Source organism: Chondromyces crocatus (assembly GCF_001189295.1).
Taxonomy (GTDB): domain Bacteria; phylum Myxococcota_A; class Polyangia; order Polyangiales; family Polyangiaceae; genus Chondromyces; species Chondromyces crocatus.
In genome coordinates this window covers 8,662,413-8,682,895 of sequence record NZ_CP012159.1, presented here as the reverse complement: position 1 = coordinate 8,682,895, position 20,483 = coordinate 8,662,413, and the positions used below count along the sequence as shown (strand labels likewise).

The following is a 20,483-nucleotide window of genomic DNA, read 5'->3' as shown; positions in this document are numbered from 1 at the left end:
CCCCCTTCCTCCCCACTTTCCCCTTCTCGTCACCCGTCTCTGCGCCCCCCTGCGTCGGCGTCACCCTGCCCATCGCGTGGAACCGCATCGCGCGCTACCCTCCGCGCCCTCGTGATCCCGGCCTTCTCCCTTTCCACCAACCTTCGTCACGAGCTCCTCGCCATCGCCCGCATCGCCGCGCCCACTGCCGTGGCGCAGGCTGGCCTGGTGGCGATGACGCTGGTCGACACCGCCATCGTCGGCCGGGTCTCCGTCGACGAGCTCGCGGCGGCGTCGATGGGGCGCGCCATCCTCTTCGCGACGGGAGGGCTCGGCATCGGGGTCGGTGTGGCCATCGAGCCCCTCGCAGCGCAGGCCCTCGGCGCTGGCGAGCGAGAGCGGGCCTGGTCCGCGCTCGGCGCGACCCTGCGCGCGAGCTTGCTCGTCTCGACCGTGGCCATCGCCCTCGGATTCCTGGTCACCTTGTTCCTCGTCCCCGCCGGCATCGACGCCGCCCTCGTGCCCCGCGTGCAGGCCTACATGGTGGGTCACACCCCGGCGACCTTCTGCTTCGCCATGTTCGCTGCAGGGCGCGCCTTCCTGCAGGTGCTCGGACACACCCGCCCCGCCGTGATGGCCGTCGCGCTCGCCAACGCGGTGAACTTCCTCGTGTGCAGCGTGCTCGTGCGAGGAGACGACGCGCTCGCGGACGTGGGCTTGCCAGCGCTCGGGTTGCCGCGCCTGGGGGCCCTGGGCGCAGGCATCGCCGCGAGCGTGGGGGGCCTGGCCCTGATCGGATGGATCCTGACCTCCGCCAGGCGCCTTCGCGCCGACCTCGCCCCGGAGAAGAGCACGACCGGCACGGAGCGCCCCGTGGAGCCCGTCACGGTGCGCTCCGTCTTGCGGATTGGCGTCCCCGCCGGCATGCAGATCCTCGTGGAGGGTGGCGTCTTCTCCACCGTCGCCCTGGCCGCCGGCCGGATGGGCGTCCACGTCGTCTCTGCGCACCAGGTCGCCATCGGCCTCGCCAGCTTCTCGTTCATGAGCATGATCGGCGTGAGCAGCGCGACGGCCGTGCGCGTGGGCTATGCCGTCGGCGCAGGCCGCTCGGCCCGGGGCCCTGGCTTGCTCGGCATTGCCATGGGGTCCACCTTGATGCTGGTGTCTGCCACCCTCTTCGCCCTGTTCCCCCGCCAGCTCGTCGGCCTGTTCTCCCAGGACGCTCGCGTGATCGAGGTGGGCGTATCCCTCATGCGCGTCGCCGCGATCTTCCAGATCTTCGACGGCGCCCAGGCCGTCGCTGCGGGCGCCCTGCGTGGCGCCGGAGATACCCGGGTCTCCTTTCTCGCCAACCTGGCGGCGCACTGGCTGCTCGGCTTCCCGCTGGCCTTGCTCTTCGGTTTCGCCCTGGACCTCGGCGCAACCGGCCTGTGGATGGGGCTGACGGCGGGCCTCGTCGTCGTCTCCGTGCTGCTCACGCTGCGCTTCGTCCGCCTGACACGAGGCCTCATCGCACGCGTCTGATCCGTCGCCCTACGAAGCACGGAAGACCTGCGATCCCCGCAAGGTGCGGGGGTATACGCTCCATGAGCCATCAGATACCTTGACCAGGTGACGTCCCTGCCCCCTGCAAGGACGACCTGGCCATGAACAACCCCTACGGACCGCCTCCAGGCCAACGCCCTCCCGGATTCCCCCATCCCTCGGCGCACCCGCAGGGACACGGAAGCCAGCCGCACCAAGGGCACAGCGCGCAGCAGCACGGTCCGCCCCACGCAACCTGGGGACCGCACGGCGCCCCTGGCGGCCCACCCCACCCCCATGGCCACCCGCACGGCGCCCCTGGCGGCGGCCACTACCCCCACGGCCACGCCCCTCACGCACAGCACGGCGCCATGCACCCGCAGCACATGCTGGCCGCGCGACCCCACGGCGACCCACGCAGAGCCCACGGCCACCCACCGCGTGCCGCCTCCTCGGCGTACGACGAAGAGCAAAAGCGCCGACGGCTCGGGCTCTCCCTGTGGATCGCCGGCATGGTCATCGGCCTCATCCTCAACCTCTTCTACGCCGTCCGCGGCATCATCGTGACCGACGGACAGCTCGCCGGCGCCATGTTCATCGGCGCCCTCTTCGCCTTTCCCCCCCTCGTCATCTACCTCTTCATCCCCTCCATCCTCGATCGCTTCGATCCCGAGCCTTGGTGGTGCTTGCTCATGGCGTTCCTCTGGGGCGCCGTTGCAGCGACCGGCTTCTCCATCCTCATCAACACCGAGGTCAAATCGCTCTTCACGGAGCTCGGCGGCCCGAGGGTGGGAGAGCTGGTCAGCGCATCCGTCAGCGCCCCCTTCGCCGAAGAGTTCTGGAAGGGCCTCGCCGTCCTCGGCTTCTTCTATTTCATGCGCCGCGAGTTCGACGGCATCGTCGATGGCATCATCTACGCCACCTTCGCCGCCCTCGGCTTCGCGGCCGTGGAGAACGTCCTCTACTACTCGAACGCTGCCATGCGGGGTGGATCGGACGCGCTCACCGGCGTCTTCCTGATCCGCGGCGTCTTCACCCCCTGGCTCCACCCCCTCTTCACGGCGATGACCGGCATCGGCTTCGGCCTCGCCCGCGAGTCCAGCCGCGCCTCCGTGCGCACCCTCGCGCCCCTCGGCGGCTACATGGTCGGCGTCATCCTGCACGCCATGTGGAACTTCCTCCCCACCGCGTTGGAGGGCGCCATGGGCAGCGTCCTCATCCCCTGGGTCCTCCTCTGGCTCCTCTTCGTCTCTGCCTTCTTCGTGATCATCATCGCCCTCGTCGTCCGCAAAGGCCGCGTGATCCGCGACAACTTGAGAGACGAAGTCCTCCTCGGCCACCTCAGCCAGGAAGAGATCGACCTCGTCTGCTCCCCGATCGGACGCTTGCGCTGCACCTTCGGCTGGCGTGGCGCTGCGGGTCGCAGCTTCATCCGCGCCGGCGCCCGACTCGGCCTGAGCAAGTGGCACACCGCACGCGCCATGAAGGGCCAGAAACGGACCATCAGCGCCGACTTCATCGTCCCCCTCCGTGACGAGATCAAACTTCACCGCACCGCGATGATGGCCCGCGCCCCCCGCTGAACCACCGCGCTCCCTGCCCGCAGCGCGCTCCTCCGCGGAGCGCACCCTGAACGCCCTCCCGACCGCGACCCCCTCAGCGCCGCACCTCGATCCGCTTCCCCCCCTCTCCCGCCGCATCGCCTGCCGTCAGCCGCCCGATCCACGCCGCCCGCTCACAGCCCACCCCGCGCAACTGCCGCACCGCCTCCTCCGCCCGCGCCTCGGGCACGCACAGCAACAGCCCCCCTGACGTCTGCGCATCCGCGAGCAGCGCCCGCACCGCCCCACCCACCCCTTCCTCGAACCCCGTCACCTCGCTCGCGTACGCCAGGTTCCGCTTCGACCCCCCGGGGACCAGCCCCTCCTCCGCGAGCGCCAGCACCCCCTCCAGCAGCGGCACCTCCCCCGCGTGGATCGTCGCCCCGAGCCCCGACGCCTCCACCACGTTCCGCAGATGCCCCAGCAGCCCGAACCCCGTCACATCCGTGCACGAATGCGCCCCCACGGACAGCCCCACCTCGCACGCCCCCTCGTTCAGCATCAACATCTGCGCCGTCGCCCGCGCCACCAGCCCCTCATCCGCCCGCTCTGCCCGGATCGCCTGCGACACGATCCCCGTCCCCAGCGCCTTCGTCAGGATCAGCGCATCCCCTGCCTGCGCGCTCCGGTGCGACCACACCTGTGCCGGATCCACGCTCCCCACCACCGCCAGCCCGCACTTCGGCTCCGCGTCCGCCAGCGTGTGACCTCCGACGATCCCGCACCGCGCCCGTGCGCACGCCTCCTGCAGCCCCACCATCATCTCCCGCAGCACCTCCAGCGGCAGCTTGTCCGTGGGCACCCCCGCGAACGCCAGCGCCACCTCTGGCCGCCCCCCCATCGCCCACACATCGCTCATCGCATTCGTTGCCGCGATTGCGCCGAACACCCTCGGATCGTCCACGATCGGCGTCACGATGTCGATCGTCAGCACCATCGACCGTGCCGCCCCCTCCGGCTGCACCACCGCCGCATCATCGAACGGCCCTGGCCTCGCATCGGTCCACGGATGAGCGAAGCTCGGAATCCCCCGCAACACCTGGACCAGACTCTCGGCCGGCAGCTTGCGTGCGCAGCCACCCCCCTGCACCAGCGACGTGAGCCTCGGGATCGACATGACGCCTCCTCTGCCAGCACGTTAGGCGGCGGACGAGCGCCTGTCATCGCGTGCTCGAGGCACACCGAACAGAAGCCCGCGAGGCTCGACGGATGGACTGTGACGGGGGGAAGGCGAGAGCGCCCGCCTCAGGTGGCTGCTGGCCGCATGGACCCGCAGCCACCCGGGCTCGATCTCAGAGGATGTACGCGAACAGCGTGTAGTCGAACGTCGCGTTCGGATTCGCCTGCCCGGCGGTGATCCGCACGTAGTACGTCCCCGATGCGGTCATCGTGAGCTTCGCGTAGGAGCACAGGTTGCCGCCCTGCGTATCGATGTTGTCCGTGCTTCCCATGCTGGTGAGGTCGGGCCGATACAGGAACAGGCGCGAGTCGATCTGACCTGCCGCGCAGCTCCGCGTCTCGCTGTCGTCGACCAGCAGAACGAGCGTCTCACCGGTCTGGACATCGATCGCGTACCAGTCCTCGTCGAGCGCCGGCGAGATCTCCGCAGCGATGTCCGGGAGCGTCGAAGCGAACACGTTCGCCTGGGCGGAGGTGTTGTTCGGCTCGGTCTCGGTCGGCCTGGGAGCGACGACGGAGACGTCGAGATCGTAGGCCGCGCCCGCGTGCCCGAACGTCGAGTTGGACACCTTCACGTAGTAGGTGCCTGCATCGGCGATCAGAGCGCTCGTGACATGATCGTGGTAGTCGATGTCCTGGCTCTCACCGAACGACGTGGTGCAATCGTCGCGGAAGAACTGGATGACCGTGTCCGTGTTGGCATCACCTGGCGACGTCTTCGCGAAGAGCCGCTGCCCGATGGCGCTCGCCGGCACGTCGATGGCGAACCAGTCCTGATCGGCCGAGGTGGGCAGCGTCAGGTTCTGCTGCGACACCGGCAGCGCGCCGGCATTGGTCGCCGTGGCGCAGGTGTCGTTCGGCTCGTTGGCATCGCCGGGAGCCGGCGGATTCAGGGTGATGGACAGGTTGTAGCCCGAGCCCGAGAACCCGAAGTCCGAGTTGAAGACCCGCACGTAGTAGGTCCCCGCCGAGGGGAGCGACATCGTGGTGAGGGTCTCGTGGTAGTCGAGATCTTCGGACTCGTCGAAGACGGTGGTGCAGTCGTCGAGATAGACTTGGATCACCGTGTCCGTCTGCGGATCCCCTGGCGACGTCGCGAGGGTCAGCGTGCCACCCACGGCGTCGGCGGGAACCTCGACGGCGAACCAGTCCTGATCATTCTGGTCGGCGAGCGACTGCCCCGTGATGTTCGCGGGCAGCGTCACCACCTGGGCATTCATGCAAGCGCTGACCGGATCTTGCGGCTCGCTGGCCGTGACGGTGAAGTTGTAGCCAGTCTCCGCGTTGTTGTCCCAGTAGATGAAGTAGTAGGTCTCGGGCGTCGCCGTCGCGGGGAGCGTCACCTGCGTGTAGAGCAGCAGCTCCTCGACATCGGCGAACCGGCCGCTCTCGGGCAGCATGAGCAGCGAGGGCAGCGCGTCGGCATTGTTTGCCGTGACGCTCACCACCGTATCCACGTCGGTCGACGTCTGGATGCTGAAGAGGTGCGTCTGCAGGGGCTGCGAGACCGACGCCGTCGCGGGGGTCCCGATCGTGAGGGCCGTCGCGTTTCGCGCTGCCACCGGGAAGGCGCCCGGGAAGCGAGAGATCGTCGGCGGGTTGTTCGGATCTTCCTGGAAGCCGTTGCTGATGATGATGTCCGAAGGACCAGCCGGCGCGGTCACGTCGATGAACACCAGCGAGGAGAACGAATACGTCGTCACCTCGTCGGCGCTGAGTGCGTACTGGCTGCCGGTCTCGCCGAGCCGGACGGTGAGGTCGTCCAGCGGATTGAGGGGCGTGTTCCGATCGATGATCTCGCCGAGCGCGAAGAAGATCGAACCCTGCGCGACGGTGCCGCCATAACGCAGCTCCTCGCTGATCGGCGGGATCACCGTGAACGCCTCGGCGTACGTCACCGTGGTGCCGCCCTCGGTCACGGTCACATCACGCGGCACGAAGATGTCGGCATCCGGCAAGATCCGGATCGTCGTCACGATCGCCGTGGGGCTCGCGACGATGGTGGAACCCTGAACGACCTGGATGCCAGGGCCGAAGTCGAGCTCCGGCGCGTTGCTCCACCGCGTACCATAACCGCTGATCGTGACCTGCGTCGTCCGATCCAGGTACACCGTGTTCGGGCTGACGGCGCTGACGCTCTCCCCGTCCGTCCCGTTGCCGCCCGGTCCCGCCGGCCCAGCAGGCCCCGGCTCGCCCGCCGGTCCCGCAGGCCCCGCAGGCCCTTCACCGCCGCAGCCCACCACGAATGCGAGTGCAGCGATGGACGCCCAGCCCGTCCAAGCCATTCGAGTTCTCTTTCCCATCAGGAAGCTCCCTATGTGAGCGCACCACCTGGTGTCGCTGCAGTGATCCTGGCCCCTATCGCCCAGGATGGACGCGGCTGCAACCATCTCGCAGGCTCTCCACGCCCACGAGCGCCCTCATTTTTCCGCCCCGGCAGGCCCCGTTACCTCTTTCGACGCGCACTGTACGCACCGGTCCACAAGCGCGCATCGCGCCCTGCCTCGCTCACCCTCCGAGCCGCGCCAGGAAGCCTCTCAGATCACGGCTCGACCCACCCCGCGCTCCCAGCGCCCGCACCTCATCGATCTCGTAATCGTAAACCCGTTCACGCTCCACCAGATGCACCTGTGCCCCGAGCGCCGCAGGCATCGCCAGATCCAGCTCCCAGATGTCCCCGCACACGATCGTGCCTTCCGGCCCCGTCCCCGTCTCCTCCCAGATCGCCGACAGCGCATCGAAGTAACGCCCCCGACCCAGAAACACCGGCCGTGACAGCCCCGACACCTGCTGCTTCTGCGGCAGCGCATCGAACCGCGCATCACCCCGCGACGGCGGCGCCACATGAAACTTCCGCGCGTCCCCCCGGATCCGCAGACGCTCCAGCCCACGCGGCCCCAGCTGCTCGAGCTTCGCCGTCGCCGCATCCGTCGCCGCGTTCGTGACCACGTACACCGGCCAGTCCCGTGCGAGCAGCGCCTCCAGCACCTCCTTCGCATCGGGCCGGAACGACGCACCCGTATGCTGATACGCCCGCCGGTACACCGCCGTCAGCACCTCCGCCCGCAGCAGCGCATCCCCCGTGAGCACCCCGACCCGATCGAGCAGAATCTGCGCCGCACACGTCGCGAGGATGTACGGATCCGCATCCGCCGGCGCCACCACGTGCCCCCCGTGCTCCCATCCCAGCTCCGAAGCACGCCGCCGCGTCTCCTCCAGACAATCGTCCCAGCCACTCCCCAGCTCGCGACCCAGCAGATCCGCGAGCAGCTTCGGATAAGCCTCCGAGAAGGCCGCAGCCTCCCGCGAGACATCGGTGAACGTACCGTCGAGGTCGAGAATGACGCACTGGATGGGCATACCCCCTCCCGCTACACCCGAAAGCTCCCTGCGCACAGCACCACCGCCCCTCGGGCAACCCCTCCATGGGCCTGAGCCCCAAACCCGTGTACCGTCGCTCCATGCGCCCGCGCCTCGCTTCCGCAGCGATCCTCCTCGGCCTCCTCTTCGGCTGTAGCTCCACGGACGCACCCGGCGTCGACGCAACCTCCGGCACCGGAGGAGGCATCACCACCAGCACCTCGACCGGCGGCGCAGGCGGTGCGGGTGGCGCTGGTGGCGCAGGCGGCGCAGGCGTCGGCGGCGAAGGCGTCGGCACCGGCGGCACCGGCGGCACCGGCGGCGAAGCTGGCGCCGGCGGCAGCGCCCCAGCCGAGTACGGCATCATCTCCGGCTCCTGCGGCGAGATCGACCTCCTCGAGGTCCTCTCCCCCAAGCCATTCCTCTTCCAGTCCCAGATCGACCTCACCGGCAGCCCCGACTTCGACAGCGCCCTCTTGAGCCCCGGCGGCCAGGAAATCTTCCTCGACGGCAACCTCGGCGGCAGCTCCATCTACTCGGAGATCTTCGCCTTCGAACTCCTGCACCGCTGCGAAGGCGCCACCCTCCTCAAGACCGAGACCGAGATCGACTACACGGTGCAGGGCAAGAAGACCGACATCCTCGTCGAGATCGACGGCGAGAAGGTCGGCGTGAGCGTCGTCCGCGCCCTGAGTTACCCGGAGGGCACCGCTTACCCCCTCGCCCAGGCCCTCCCACTCCTCCGTGGCAAGCTCCAGGACGTCCTCGCCAGCTCGACCAACGTCTCCCCCGCCGACGCCTGGCAGAAGCAGATCCTCTCCGTCATCGCCCAGACCCCTGACCACGCCGACCGCATCATCGAGGCCTACGACCAGGTCGACGCCGCGACCAAAGCCGACACCATCGTCGTCGTGACCGTCACCGAGGGCACCGACCGGTTCATCTATTACAACAACCCCTGACCCTCCGCGCGACGAGGGCCCAGGTCGCAGCTTGCGCGCGACGAGGGCCCTGATCGCAGCCTGCGCGGTCGGCGCGCTCTACTTCCGGGTCGCGTGATCGGCCAGCACGCTGGCCACGCAGCAAGTCAGCTTCTTCCCGTACGCCAGGTGCAGAAACTCGTTCGGCCCGTGCGCATTCGACTGCGGCCCGAGCACCCCCGTGATCAGGAACTGCGCCTCCGGGAACTTCTCTCCCAGCATCGCCATGAACGGGATCGTCCCCCCTTCGCCCATCGCCATTGCCGGCTTCCCGAAGAACGCCTCCGACGCCACCTTCATCGCCTCACCCAGCCACGGCGCGAGCGCTGGCGCATCCCACCCGGCCGACGGCTCCGACACCTTGAACGTCACCTCGGCCCCGTAGGGCGCATCCTTCTCCAGCGTCTCCTTCAGCGCAGCCGCCGCCCTCGTCGGCACGATCCGCGGCGGGATCCGCATCGACAGCTTCGCCTTCGTGAACGGCCGCAGCACGTTCCCCGCGTTCGCCACCGGCGGCAACCCATCGGCCCCGGTCACCGACAGCGCCGGCCGCCACGTCCGACGCAGCAGCAGCTCCTGCCGATCGTCCGTCGTCGGCCTCGCCCCCTCCACGAACGGCAGCTCATCGAACACGTGGTCCCCCAGCACCTCCGCCGCGGCCCGCGCCTGCTCGATGCGCGCCGGCGGAATCTCCACGTGCAGCGCATCCACCTGCACCTGCCCCGTGCCCTCATCCTCGATGCGCGACAGAAGCTGCCGCAGAATCCGGAAGCTCGACGGCGCCAGCCCACTCGCCGACCCCGAGTGGACCCCCTCCCGCAGAATCCGCACCTCCAGCGTCCCCTGGATCAGCCCCCGCAGCGACGTCGTCGTCCAGAGCTGCTCATAGTTCCCGCAGCCCGAGTCCAGGCACACGATCAAGCTCGGTTTCCCGATCCTCTCGGCCAGCGCATCCACGTACGCCGGCAGATCCGGGCTCCCGCTCTCCTCGCACGCCTCGATCAGCACCACGCACCGCGCGTGCGGCAGCCCCTGCTCCGCGCAGAGCCGCAGCGCCAGCAGCGATGCGAACGCCGCATACCCATCGTCCGCCCCACCGCGCCCATAGAGCTTGTCGCCCTCGCGCACCGGCTCCCAGGGCCCGAGGGGCTCTCGCCACCCGACCATCTCCGGCTGCTTGTCCAGGTGCCCGTAGAGCAGCACCGTATCGGCCGACCGATCCGCGCCCCCCTCCACCACCTGCCCCCCGGGCCCGCGCGCAGGGATCTCCATGTAGATCACCGGCGTACGCCCCTCGAGGCGCACGACCTCGAGCGTGAGCCCCGCAATCGGCTGCTTCTGGCACCAGTCCGCGATCAGCGCGACCGCACGATCCATGTGCCCGTGCTCGCGCCATTCCGGATCGAACGCCGGCGACTTGTTCGGAATGCGAATGTACTCGGTCAGCGCCGGGACGATCTCTTGCTCCCAGGCACGATCAGCAGAGGCATGAGCGCCTTCGACATTGAGCTTTGTGGACATGCTCGGGGTCCTCCCAGAATGGGGTTTTCGGTGGGCGGACTGTACAGGGCTTCGCCGGATCGCGCAGCGGATCCACCGCCCGCGACCCTCCTCGCAGGTGTGCATCAATTTCGCGCGCCCCCCTCGTTCCCTCGCGTCCCGCGCGACTCCCCCCCTTTTCACCCCATACGACCCCGTATTTCCCGGCAACTCGAGCAAATGACGCGACGCGTTTCCAGGAAACCCGGCCCTGTCCGGATGCGCGCCTGATGCTCATCTCGTCCGGCACGCTCATCGCTAGTGGACCTCCACCAGGAGGAGTTCTCATGCGACGAGTCTGGATGCTGGCTGCCCTGGCACTGATGGCCGGTTGCGATCCTGGCAACCGAGGAGACGTGGTGGCAGCGGAGAGGCCCTCGGCCGTGGCCCCAGGCCAGGGCCAGAAAGGTGGCGTCATGGTCGACGGCGCGACCATGGACTCCGAGCCCCTCGCCACGGCCCGGCTCCTCGCCGCGACCCAGGCCCTGGCACAAACCGAGGTCGAGAAGGCCAAGCTCGCCCTCGAAAAAGGCACGACCGAGGAGGTCCGCAAGTTCGCGCAGGCCCTCATCGACGACCACAAGCGACAGCTCGACAAGATCGGCGAGCTGGCGAAAGACAAGAAGCTCGACGTGCAGGGCATGTCCCTCTCCGACGCGCAGGTCCGCGCGCAGACCGAGGCCGGCAAGCAGACCCTGTCCATGCTCCAGGGCATGGAGGGCGTCTCCTTCGACGCCGCCTTCATGGCTTCCCAGCCCACGGACCACATCCTGCTCGAGCACATCGGCGAGCAAGGACAGCGCGTCTCCCGCGACCCCGACCTCGACTACTTCTTCTCCGACGTGATGGCGCGCGCGCAAGCGCACCGCGAATCCGCCATCCGCATCACCCCTGAAGCATGCGGCGGCGCCCCGCCCGGCCTCCCCGGGCAAGTGACCACCACCATCCCCGGCGCGCACGGCGGAACCCCCGGTCAGGTCCCTGGCGCCGCGAAACCCGACCCTGCCGCTCGCGCCGCACAGCCAGGCGGAGGCTCCATGCAGACGGGCCCCCGCCAAGGCGCCCGCGGCGGTGAAGACGGCGCCCGCCCCGTCACCCGTGACGACGCGCGCAAGACCGAGCCGTGACGCATTGAGCAACGCAGGGTCGCGAGAAGTCGGGTGCTGGGCTGGCGGGGGGGCGGCTCAGCGCACGGCTTCACACATTCCCGAGAGCACCACAGCGCGTCGTGCCCAGCGCGCGAGAGGCTGTCGCGCCCCTGAGCGCAGCCATCATCTTCACCTGCACCCGCTACACCCACGCTGACCGTGGCGCATGCGCCGGTGCGCCTGACTCGTGCGCAGGTGACGTGGCCCCGCGAGCCCATGACGTTGGCTCGTGCGCCGATGACGTAGGCCCGCGAGTCGATGACGTGGGCCCGCGAGTCGATGACGTTGGCTCGTGCGCTGATGACGTGGCCCCGCGAGCCGATGACGTTGGCTCGTGCGCTGATGACGTTGCCCCGCGAGCCGATGACGTTGGCTCGTGCGCTGATGACGTGGCCCCGCGAGCTGATGACGTTGGCTCGTGCGCTGATGACGTGGCCCCGCGAGCCGATGACATCGCCCTGCGCACCGAAGACGTCCCTCCGCGGGCAGATGGCGTCCCTCCGCGGGCAGATGACGTCGCCCCCTGCATAGATGCCCTGCTGTGGCCTGCTGATGGACGGACGCTCGTTCCCCTGTAGGGGGGTACATGGACGCCCTCCAGGCGCCCCATGGACCGATTCCGCTCCATGTCACGTCCATTCTCAGCTCCAGCCCCCGATTCCACCCAGGGCGAACGGCTCGACCCTCAGCGCACTCTCTCTCCCCCAGCGCGCCCCCTCATCCCCCCGTGCGCACCCCCTGATCGCCCTGAAACCCGCCGAAACGCCGCCATTCCGTGATCGCGCCGCGCCGCTTTCTTCGCCCACCCCGAGGAACCCTGCGATCCTTCCACCTGCATGCATGCCGCCTTGCGCGCCCCCGCCCTGACGCTCGCCGCGGCCTTCACGAAGCCCCGCATGGCGCCCGGGCTCACCTCGGTCGAGGTGCGGCGCGCCCTCGATGACCCGCGCGCCCTGTGTCACCGCCTCGGCCTCGACCGCGGCGCCCGACGCCAGCGCAGCGGCCTGATGATCCTCTGCCCCTGGCACGACGAGAAGACCCCCTCGTGCTCGGTCCGCGTCGCGCAGGACGGGACCATCGCCGTGCACTGCCACGCTTGTGGCGCCTCTGGCGATGCCCTCTCCCTCGTCGCCGTCGCCCATCGCCTCGACGTGCGCCGCGACTTCCGCGACGTCCTCTCGGAGGCCGCCCGCATCGCCGGACTCGACCCCGCGCACCTCCGCTTCGGCGCGCCCACCACCATCCCCTTCGTTGGCCGGCGCGGCCCTGCGCTCGCCAAGGTCGGCGCGCGCCCTGCAACGAAGCCCAGCGCTTCTCTCTCGCTCGCGCCCCCACCGGAGGCCCTCGACGACCCCACCTTCGCCGCCATCGCCAGCGTCCTCCTGCACATCGGCCGCATCGACGAAGGCCCCCTCTCGAAGGACGTCGCCCTCTACCTCGCCCAGCGCAAGCTCCTCGACCTCGCCCGCGCCGAGGGCTGGGCAGCCCTGCCCGCCTCCGGCAAGGCCCAGGCCGCGTGGATCGAGATGCTCGTCAGCGTCTTCGGCCGTGACGTCATGGAGCGCTCCGGCCTGCTCTGGAAGCGCGGCAGCGCCCTCGTGTTCGCCCACCCCGAGCACCGCCTGATCATCCCCTGGCGTGCCGCCGACGGCGCCGTCCAGACCTTGCAGCGCCGCCGCGTCGACACCATCACCGACAAGAAATACGTCTTCCCCGCCGGCCGCCCCGCCCGCGAACTCTACGGCCTGGACAAGGTCCGCACCGACACCACCTTCGCCATCGTCGAAGGCGCCGCCGACGTCCTGGCCCTCCGGTGGCTGCTCTCGCGCGACGGCATCGACGCCACCGTGGTGGGCCTCCCCGGCGCACAGCGCTGGGACACCGCCTGGGCCCGCCACGCCGGCCCACGCGCGATCCTCGGCCTCGACGCCGATCGCGCCGGCCACCTCGCCGTCGGCGGCATCGCCCACGACCTCGTGCTGGCCGGCGTCGCCCACCTGGAGCGCTGGAAACCCCGCATCGGAAAAGACTGGGCCGACACGCTGCGCGCCGAGCGCATCTGACCCTCGAGCCCTCGTGCGCCGAGCCCTCGTGCGCCGATAGCTCGTGCGCCTCCAGCGCGTGCGCCTCCAGCGCGTGCGCCTCCAGCGCGTGCGCCTCCAGCGCGTGCGCCGACAGCGTGTATGCCCACTACCTGCGGCGCTGCGCCTCCAGCGCGTCACGCAGGTTCCGGTGCGTGAGCACGCCGCCCAGATCCTCCCCGCTCGCCGAGATGGCTTGCGCGGCATCAGCCCGGATCCCGGTCAACGCCACCCGCGCACCGAGGAGCCGGACCGTGCGCGTGATCTGGAGCAAGCGCCCCGCGAACCCCTCATCGACCTGCTCCACCCCGGTGAGATCGAGCAGCACCGACGACGTCCGTCGCGCCACGATCGCGGGCAAGAGCCGCTCCACGAGCAGCGCCGCGCGCTCCTCGTCGAGGACGCCGATCAACGGCAACGCCAGCTTGCCCTCGCCGACGTCGAGGATGGGCACGGAGAGCGCCAGGATCTCCTCTCGCTGACGCGCCACGGTGCGCGCCTCCTCGGCGGCTGCCTCCTCGGCCACGGTGCGAGCCGTCTCGTCGAGCTGCTGCACCAGCGCCACGGACTCCCCGCTCAGCGGATCCCGGACCACGTGGATGTCGACGCGGTGAATCCGCTCCCCCGACGTCGTACGCGCGCGCCGCTCCGTGGTGAGACTCCCCAGCGCCTTCGCCTCCTGGAGCAGCGAGAGCGCCTCCTCCCCGTCCGCCCCCTCCGCGAACCACGCGCGGAACGGCGCATCGCCGAAGGCGCGCAGCGCCGCCGGGTTCCGCATCAGCAGCTCGCCCTCGAAGGTCACCATCGCCACCGGCGTGTCGGTGTGCCGGAGCGCCTCGATGCCCCGGACCAGATCCGCATCGGGAGCGCGGTTCTGCTCGACGACCTGGACGAGCATCCCGAATGCCCCATCCTCGAGCCAGAGCCCCGACGTGTGCGTCGTGACGGTGACGGGCGATCCGAGGGGGTAGAACGTCGTCTGCTCGATGAGGCTCCGCCCCGCACGCGCCTCGGTGGCCTGACGCGCCACCCGCGCCCGCATCGACGGAGAGATGTCCGAGAAATCGCGGGCCAGCAGCGCTGCCCGATCCACCGCCCCCCAGAGCTGCGCCGCAGGCTCGTTCACCCAGATCATGCGGATCTGCTCCGGCTCGAGCACCCAGGCGGGGATGGCGAGCAGCTCCAGTCCAGCTGCGCACGATGCCAGCGACTTCGTCATCCGTTCGTTCTCGTGGCCGCGCCCTCCTGAGGCGCAAGACCGGTCAGGCGCGCGGCAGATCCGGGAAGTAGCGAGCGCGCATGCGGTCACAGTAGCTGACCAGGTTCGGCAGCGCGCGCCCGTGATCGAGGACGGCGCTCACGAGCGGCACCTCGATGATGTTGGCGACGTAGCCGTAGATCGTCGCGTCCGTGCTGGTGGGCTGCTCCCCGAAGAAGAACGGCTTGTCGCCCAGCACGTCGGAGACGGCGCTCAGATCCCCGATCCCGATGCGGTCGATCTCCTCGGCGCTGTGCCGCGCCATCCCTTGCCCCGCGATCTGCTCGCAGATCCCCTTGTGGATCGCGTCCGCGATGGCGAGCTGCACCTCCACGGGCTTCCCCACCTGCATCCCCCCGAGCACCGGGCGGTACAAGCTCCAGTTGTGCGCGTCACGGAAGCGCATCTGGATCAGCACCCAGTAGAGGTTCTCCTTGAGCATGCGCCGGAAGGCCAGCCCGATGGCGCGCTGCTCGCGCGAGAGCCCAGCGTCCGGATCGTGGCCTCGCGTCTTCACCAGGTGCTCGATGATGAACGTCGAGTCCCCGAGCGGAGCCCCGTCATCCTCGGTGACGTACGGGATCTTCCCCTTCGGGGCGACGCTGAAGTCGTGGGGCGCGAGCTCGTAGGGAATCCCCGCGAGCCGCAGCCAGGTCTCGAGTTTCATGCATGCAGGGCTGAGGTTCGGCAGTCCCCATGCACCAGGCGGCTGGAAAAGGCGGATCATCGATCCTGCATGATGCGCGATGCAAAGGGCCCGGCGCAACGGAACCGCGCGTGCGAATGCGCCGAGGTGTCGTCGAGATCGCGCTCGCCTCCGTGAGGTGTCCGGCCTTGCTCAGTAGCGATACTGCCAGAGGACATCGAGGATGCCCGAGCTGGGCTGTGTCCCACCGACGCCGACGATCCCGCGCAGAGTCCAGTTTCGCTTGAAGCGCCAGTCGACGCTCAGCTCCGTGCGGCTGGAGCGCTGGTTGGCCGAGCCTCCTGGCGCGCCCGCGGACGTCGTGCTCGTCCCTGCGCCCGCGCCGCTCTTCCTGGACGCCTCCTCGAAGCTCGCCGAGGCGGTCAGGTTCCGATCCAGCTCGTACGCGACGCTGGTCTTGAGGCCACCCTGCGCGTTGGTCCCGAAGTTGGTCGAGAGCCCGCGCAGCGGCGTCAGGCCCTGGATGATCGCGTTCACCTGCGACGACGCGATGGAGCCGCCCACGTCGGCCGCGACGCCACCCGCGCCCCCGCTCTCGGTGCTGCTGGAGCTGCTCGTGTCCGCGCCGGACCCGAAGAGCAGCTTCGAGAGGATCTCCGACTCGGACAGCGGTGGCTCCGACCGGATCCGCAGCTTGTCGTCCGTGATCGGCAGCAGATCGCCACTGTACTCGATGAACACCCGCGTCCCGTCGGGCGCGTCCCAGTACGCGACCGCGTTCACGTACGGGTTCCCCGTGTCCTCTGGCCGCAGCCGGACCAGGGCGCGCTCGACCTCCAGCCGCTTGCCGAAGCCCTCGAACGATCCCTGCGTCATCACGATGTCGCCCGACACCTTCGTCTCGCCGTCGAGCACCACCGTGGGCAGCGCGTTCTTCGGCGACGTCAGCGCCAGATCGAGCCCCGACCCATCGACGGTGATCTTGCCGAGCTGCACCTGGAGCACCGTCCGCGAGCCGCCGCTGCTGCTCTCCTCTTCCTCCTCGGGACCGAGCTGGTGCGACAAGCTCACGTCGGGGTTCGCATCCAGCCCCTGCACCGAGCGAGGCGCGATCGACGGCAGGTGCAGGTTGAACGTCGGAACGCTCACCTGCACCACGAGCTCCTTCTGCTTCTGCTCCGCGGTCACCTCGACCTCGGCGCGGACCGAGCCCAGCGGCACCCCCTCGATCGTCAGCGGGATCTCCTCCCCCTTGTCGATCCGGATCCCGCCCTTCGCCCCGAGCAGCTTCAGCCCATCCAGGCGAACCTCGCCACCCCCCGTGATCCGACCCGTCATCGCGTTCGTGGAGAGATCGCTGACCGAGAGCTTCCCGTCCTTGGCCGTGATGCGGAGCTTCAGATCTTGCAGCTCTTGCCCCAGCGCGGGCACATGGATCACGCCCTGGGTGACCTCCATGTTCGCCTCCAGCTTGTCCAGCTCGACCCCGTCGGTCAGGGCCTTGCCGAGGTGGAGATCGCCATCGAGATACCCGTCGATCCGGCTGAGCACCCCGGCGACCGCCGGCTGCGCCGCGGCGAGCCGGAACCGCTGGGCGCGCACCACGACGTCGGACGGGCGCGTGGTGTCGAGGCCCGGGATCAGCTTGTCTTCCCAGCGCACGCCGGCGTAGCCGTCGAGGTAGAACTGGCCGCCGTCCTTCGTGACCAGCTCGACGCGCGCGACCGCTTTGTCGGCCACCCCGTCGGTGGCGCTCCGCGTCAGGTCCGCGGGCGTCGGCTTCTCGGGGAGCGACTTGCCAGGTGGCGGCCCGTCTTGCTGGGCAGCCCCCTGGGGCTGGATCTTGAACGAGACGGAGGTGCGGTCGAACGCGAGATCCTCCCCGATGCGGAGATCCGGCACGTCGAGCTGCACGTTGACGGCAGGGTTCTCTCCCAGCCCGGTCAGGGTGATCTCGCCATTCAGCTCTCCGCCGATGCCCATGTCGCCGAGCAGCGGCAGCTCGCTCATCGGCGCCTTCGTGATCCGGGCGAGGAGCCCACCCGTGATGCGGGGCGCGGCCTTGCCGGCGCCGCCTGCCTTCGCCGCCTCGTCGCCCAGGATCAGCGCGAGCGGCACGCTGGCGCTGCCGTGGAGGGTGGCGATGCGCGCCTTCCCCTTGGCGATGTGGGCGTCGAGGGCGAGCTGCTCGGTCTGGTACGTCGTGAGCAGGTCGAGATCGAGCGGGAACGCGAAGCGCTCCGAGCCCGCGACGCGCCGCGATCCGTAGGAAACCTGATAGCCCTGGGCGCGCACCGTGAGCGAGGGCGTGAGCAGCGTCCCCTTGGCCAGCGCGTCGACCTGGATCTCGCCCGTCATCGCGGGCACGCTCTCGTTGAAGGGCGTCGGGAGCCTGCGGCGGAACGTGCCGAGGCGCCGGCGAGGGAGCTGCACCCGCGCCCAGAAGGGCGTCTTCTCCAGCGTGGCCCAGCGGTCCTCGGGGCGGTCGAGGAGCGCTGCCAGGTCGAGATCGGCGCGCACGCCGACATCGAGGAGGGTGTCCCCGTCGTGGATGATCACGCCGGTCTGGGCGCGGCCGGTCTTGCCGTCGAGCGAAACCTCGACCTGGCCGTTGATGAAACGCGACGCCCAGGGGGCTTGCTCCTCGTCCTCGAAGAACCCCCGCGGCCCGGCCACCTGGAGGCCCGTCGTGTTCACCACCAGCTTCGAGAGGGTCGGGAAGCGCTCTCCCGCTGCGCGCGCGATGGCCGCGTGGGCATGCAGCTTCCCGCGCACGTCGCTGACCCACGCCTGGACGAGCGGGAACGCCTCGGCGACGCAGCCGAGATCGGTCCGGTCCGTGGCGATCTCCACCGAGCCGGTGAGGCCCTCCCAGGTGCGCGCTTCGAGCAGCGAGCCCGTCACCTTGCCTCGCCCGCGGGAGATGCGGATCCCGGCGATGGAGCCGCCACAGTGAAGCTCGTCCGGCGAGCCGAGAGCCCCTGGTGCCGGCTTCGTGGTGCCCACCGGAGGCCGCTCCCGCGCTGGCACCATCTCGTCCCCGATCAGCCGCAGCAGGCCGTCGGCGAGGAGCTCCTCGTCCGCGATCGTCGCCGTGAAGTGGGCGCTCACCCCGCTCACCGACGCGAACGCGCCGTTCTCCAGCTCGAGGTTCAGCTTCCCGGCGGGCTTCCCCGCCGCGTCGCGATCGAGGGCCAGATCGAGGTTCGCCAGCCCGCCCACCTTGACCGGCACGCCGACCATCTGGCTGATCCGCCCGAGGTCGAGGTTCTCCGCGCGCAGCCCGCCGATGATGTCGTTCCCACGCAGCGCGAGGCCACCTTTCAGCGACCCGATCTCATCCCCCTCGATGTGGATGTTCTCCACCTGCAGCCCCGTCGGCGTCTGGCCGACGCGGGCGATCTTCCCGTGGAACTCCTCGCCCCCACGGCGCACCGACAGCTCCACCCGGCGCGCGCTCATCTCGGTCGCCGACAGGTTCGCGCGGGCGGCGATGGCGTCGTCCCCGCTCGTCACCCGCGCGCTGACCGTGGGCGTCATCAGCCCTCCACGCGCCTCGACCCGCACCGTATCGAACGCCATCCCGCCCGCCTGGAGGCCGCGCCCAGCGACGCGCGCGTCGACCTGCAGCTTGTCGAACGGACCGCTGAGGCGCCCTTCGACGGTGGCCCCACCCAGCGACACCGCCCCGGCCGCCCCGATCCCACCCAGGTTGCCCCGCAACCGGACATCCACCGACTCGCCGCTCGCCGTCCCCTCGACCCGGATCTTCGCGCGCCCTTGCACCAGCCCGCCCAGGCGCGGCACGGCGGCGAGCGAAGGCGCCTCGGTCTCCACCAGAAAGCTCACCACGTTCTGCGGCAGGACGGTGAACCGCCCCTCCACCGGCATGCCCGGCTCGTGCGCGGTGAGGGTGCCGTTGATCTCCTCGTGCGCGTAGACCGCGTGCAGATCCGCGGCCGGGATGGGCTGCGCGCTCAGCGTCGTGGGCTCGGTGCGAACGTCCAGGATCGCCCACAGATCGGAGAACCCGGCGCGGACCTTGGCGTGGGCGTCGAGCTGGGTCTGCGGCAGGTCGGCCCCGACGAGCTGGAGGTCGAACGCCTCGATCCCCACCTCGGCCTCTGCCGTGCTCGCCCCGAGATCCACCTGCGCATCCACGTCGACCTGCGCGCCCAGCGCGTCCTCGGGCCAGGTGTTCACCTGCAGCACACCGTCGATGAGTTCGTTCAACCCCCCACCGACCTGCACCTCCAGGCTCACCGGCTGCGTGAGTGGATGATCGGGAACCAGCGACGACAGCTCCTCAGGCGTCACGTGGGGCACGTTCACCGTGCCGCTCACGCGGTCGTCGTCCATGGCGCCTTCGAGCGAGAGCTCCAGCGCACCGACGCGGCCCGCCACCGCGGCCGAGAGCGCCACCGTGTCCCCGAGCCAGACATGAGCCGCCACGTCCACCGCGAGGCTCGCCCGGGAGCCCGGGAGGTTCCCTGGCAGCAGCGTCCGCTCGACGAGGTGCGTGCGATCGAGGTCGAGGCTCACCCCGTCCGACGTCACCAGGACCCCGGCGTGCATGTCCGTCACCTCGCTGTCGAGCAGCTGCCCTGGCGCGATGGGCCCGTGCGCCCAGATGTGCCCCACCTCGATGTTCGGCAGCTCGACGCGCGTCGGCCGGCTCGGTTGCGGAGGCTCGGTGTCCGGCTTCCCGGACGGCTTCGCCTCGAAGGCCTGGCCCAGCGTCACCCCGCCATCGGGCGACGCTTCGACGAGAACATCCACGTGATCGACGCGGATCGACTGCACGGCGACCTCCAGGTCACCGGTCCCGAAGAGCGCGCTCTGCACGATCCGCAGCACATCGACGCTCGCCGCGACGCCACTGGCGTCCACGACCTGCCCACCGCGCGGCTCGTGGATGACCAGGTTCCGGACGCGCAGCCCCTGAAGGCCGAGGGCCTCGATGTCGCCGACCACGATGCGGCCCTGGAAGAGGGACGCGAGGAGATCATTGGTGACGGTCTGGCCGACCCGCCGTGTCACCGGGGTGTTCAGGTGGAGCAGCGCGCTACCTGCAACGCCGCTCACGAACACGACGCCGAGGCCCAGCCCGGCCCCGATTTTCGCCAGCGCCCGGCGGAGGCGGCTCGGTCTCGGGACACGGGTGTGCATCGGGGTCGAAACCATCGAG

General features: G+C 69.9%; 12 protein-coding genes. 5 read left to right on the top strand and 7 right to left on the bottom strand.

Annotation, left to right across the window (positions count from 1 at the left end):
* The first annotated feature begins 111 nt into the window (after nucleotides 1-111).
* On the top strand, nucleotides 112-1,503 hold the full coding sequence (locus CMC5_RS31305) for an MATE family efflux transporter (protein ID WP_050433830.1): 1,392 nt from the start codon (nucleotides 112-114) through the stop codon (nucleotides 1,501-1,503).
* A gap of 371 nt (nucleotides 1,504-1,874) precedes the next feature.
* The gene (locus CMC5_RS31300; RefSeq protein WP_245677851.1) at nucleotides 1,875-3,086 is read left to right on the top strand and encodes a PrsW family intramembrane metalloprotease; all 1,212 of its coding nucleotides are present in this window, start codon (nucleotides 1,875-1,877) and stop codon (nucleotides 3,084-3,086) included.
* Between the two features lie 73 nt (nucleotides 3,087-3,159).
* Here CMC5_RS31300 and selD read toward each other — a convergent pair whose 3' ends face one another.
* The 3 genes from selD to CMC5_RS31285 all read right to left on the bottom strand — a co-directional run bounded on the left by selD (nucleotide 3,160) and on the right by CMC5_RS31285 (nucleotide 7,643).
* Nucleotides 3,160-4,221: a selenide, water dikinase SelD gene (gene selD / locus CMC5_RS31295; protein WP_050433829.1), complete on the bottom strand. Its 1,062-nt coding sequence runs from the start codon at nucleotides 4,219-4,221 to the stop codon at nucleotides 3,160-3,162.
* A 175-nt stretch (nucleotides 4,222-4,396) separates the two neighbouring features.
* Nucleotides 4,397-6,568 carry a pre-peptidase C-terminal domain-containing protein gene (locus CMC5_RS31290; protein ID WP_050433828.1) on the bottom strand — a complete coding sequence of 724 codons (2,172 nt, stop codon included), beginning with the start codon at nucleotides 6,566-6,568 and terminating at the stop codon, nucleotides 4,397-4,399.
* A gap of 223 nt (nucleotides 6,569-6,791) precedes the next feature.
* The gene (locus CMC5_RS31285) at nucleotides 6,792-7,643 is read right to left on the bottom strand and encodes an HAD family hydrolase (protein WP_050433827.1); all 852 of its coding nucleotides are present in this window, start codon (nucleotides 7,641-7,643) and stop codon (nucleotides 6,792-6,794) included.
* Nucleotides 7,644-7,744: 101 nt separating this feature from the next.
* On the opposite strand from CMC5_RS31285, the gene CMC5_RS45195 reads away from it, so the two are divergent.
* Nucleotides 7,745-8,605 (top strand): hypothetical protein, encoded by an 861-nt coding sequence (locus CMC5_RS45195; RefSeq protein ID WP_050433826.1) that lies wholly within the window; start codon nucleotides 7,745-7,747, stop codon nucleotides 8,603-8,605.
* A gap of 78 nt (nucleotides 8,606-8,683) precedes the next feature.
* Here the strand turns inward: CMC5_RS45195 and CMC5_RS31275 are convergent, their stop codons facing one another.
* A complete protein-coding gene (locus CMC5_RS31275) occupies nucleotides 8,684-10,144 on the bottom strand; it encodes a M20 family metallopeptidase (protein ID WP_050433825.1) in 1,461 nt (486 codons plus the stop codon).
* Nucleotides 10,145-10,449: 305 nt separating this feature from the next.
* Between CMC5_RS31275 and CMC5_RS31270 the strand changes: the two genes are divergently transcribed.
* Together CMC5_RS31270 and CMC5_RS31260 are read left to right on the top strand one after the other, a co-directional pair.
* A complete protein-coding gene (locus CMC5_RS31270) occupies nucleotides 10,450-11,289 on the top strand; it encodes a DUF4142 domain-containing protein (RefSeq protein ID WP_169796715.1) in 840 nt (279 codons plus the stop codon).
* A gap of 869 nt (nucleotides 11,290-12,158) precedes the next feature.
* Nucleotides 12,159-13,373, top strand: a complete 1,215-nt coding sequence (locus CMC5_RS31260) for a CHC2 zinc finger domain-containing protein (protein WP_218920099.1) — start codon at nucleotides 12,159-12,161, stop codon at nucleotides 13,371-13,373.
* Between the two features lie 127 nt (nucleotides 13,374-13,500).
* Here CMC5_RS31260 and CMC5_RS31255 read toward each other — a convergent pair whose 3' ends face one another.
* The 3 genes from CMC5_RS31255 to CMC5_RS31245 all read right to left on the bottom strand — a co-directional run bounded on the left by CMC5_RS31255 (nucleotide 13,501) and on the right by CMC5_RS31245 (nucleotide 20,464).
* The gene (locus tag CMC5_RS31255; RefSeq protein ID WP_050433821.1) at nucleotides 13,501-14,610 is read right to left on the bottom strand and encodes an STAS domain-containing protein; all 1,110 of its coding nucleotides are present in this window, start codon (nucleotides 14,608-14,610) and stop codon (nucleotides 13,501-13,503) included.
* A gap of 43 nt (nucleotides 14,611-14,653) precedes the next feature.
* Nucleotides 14,654-15,376 (bottom strand): glutathione S-transferase C-terminal domain-containing protein, encoded by a 723-nt coding sequence (locus tag CMC5_RS31250; RefSeq protein ID WP_050433820.1) that lies wholly within the window; start codon nucleotides 15,374-15,376, stop codon nucleotides 14,654-14,656.
* A 111-nt stretch (nucleotides 15,377-15,487) separates the two neighbouring features.
* Nucleotides 15,488-20,464: a translocation/assembly module TamB domain-containing protein gene (locus CMC5_RS31245; RefSeq protein ID WP_050433819.1), complete on the bottom strand. Its 4,977-nt coding sequence runs from the start codon at nucleotides 20,462-20,464 to the stop codon at nucleotides 15,488-15,490.
* Between the last annotated feature and the right edge of the window lie 19 nt (nucleotides 20,465-20,483).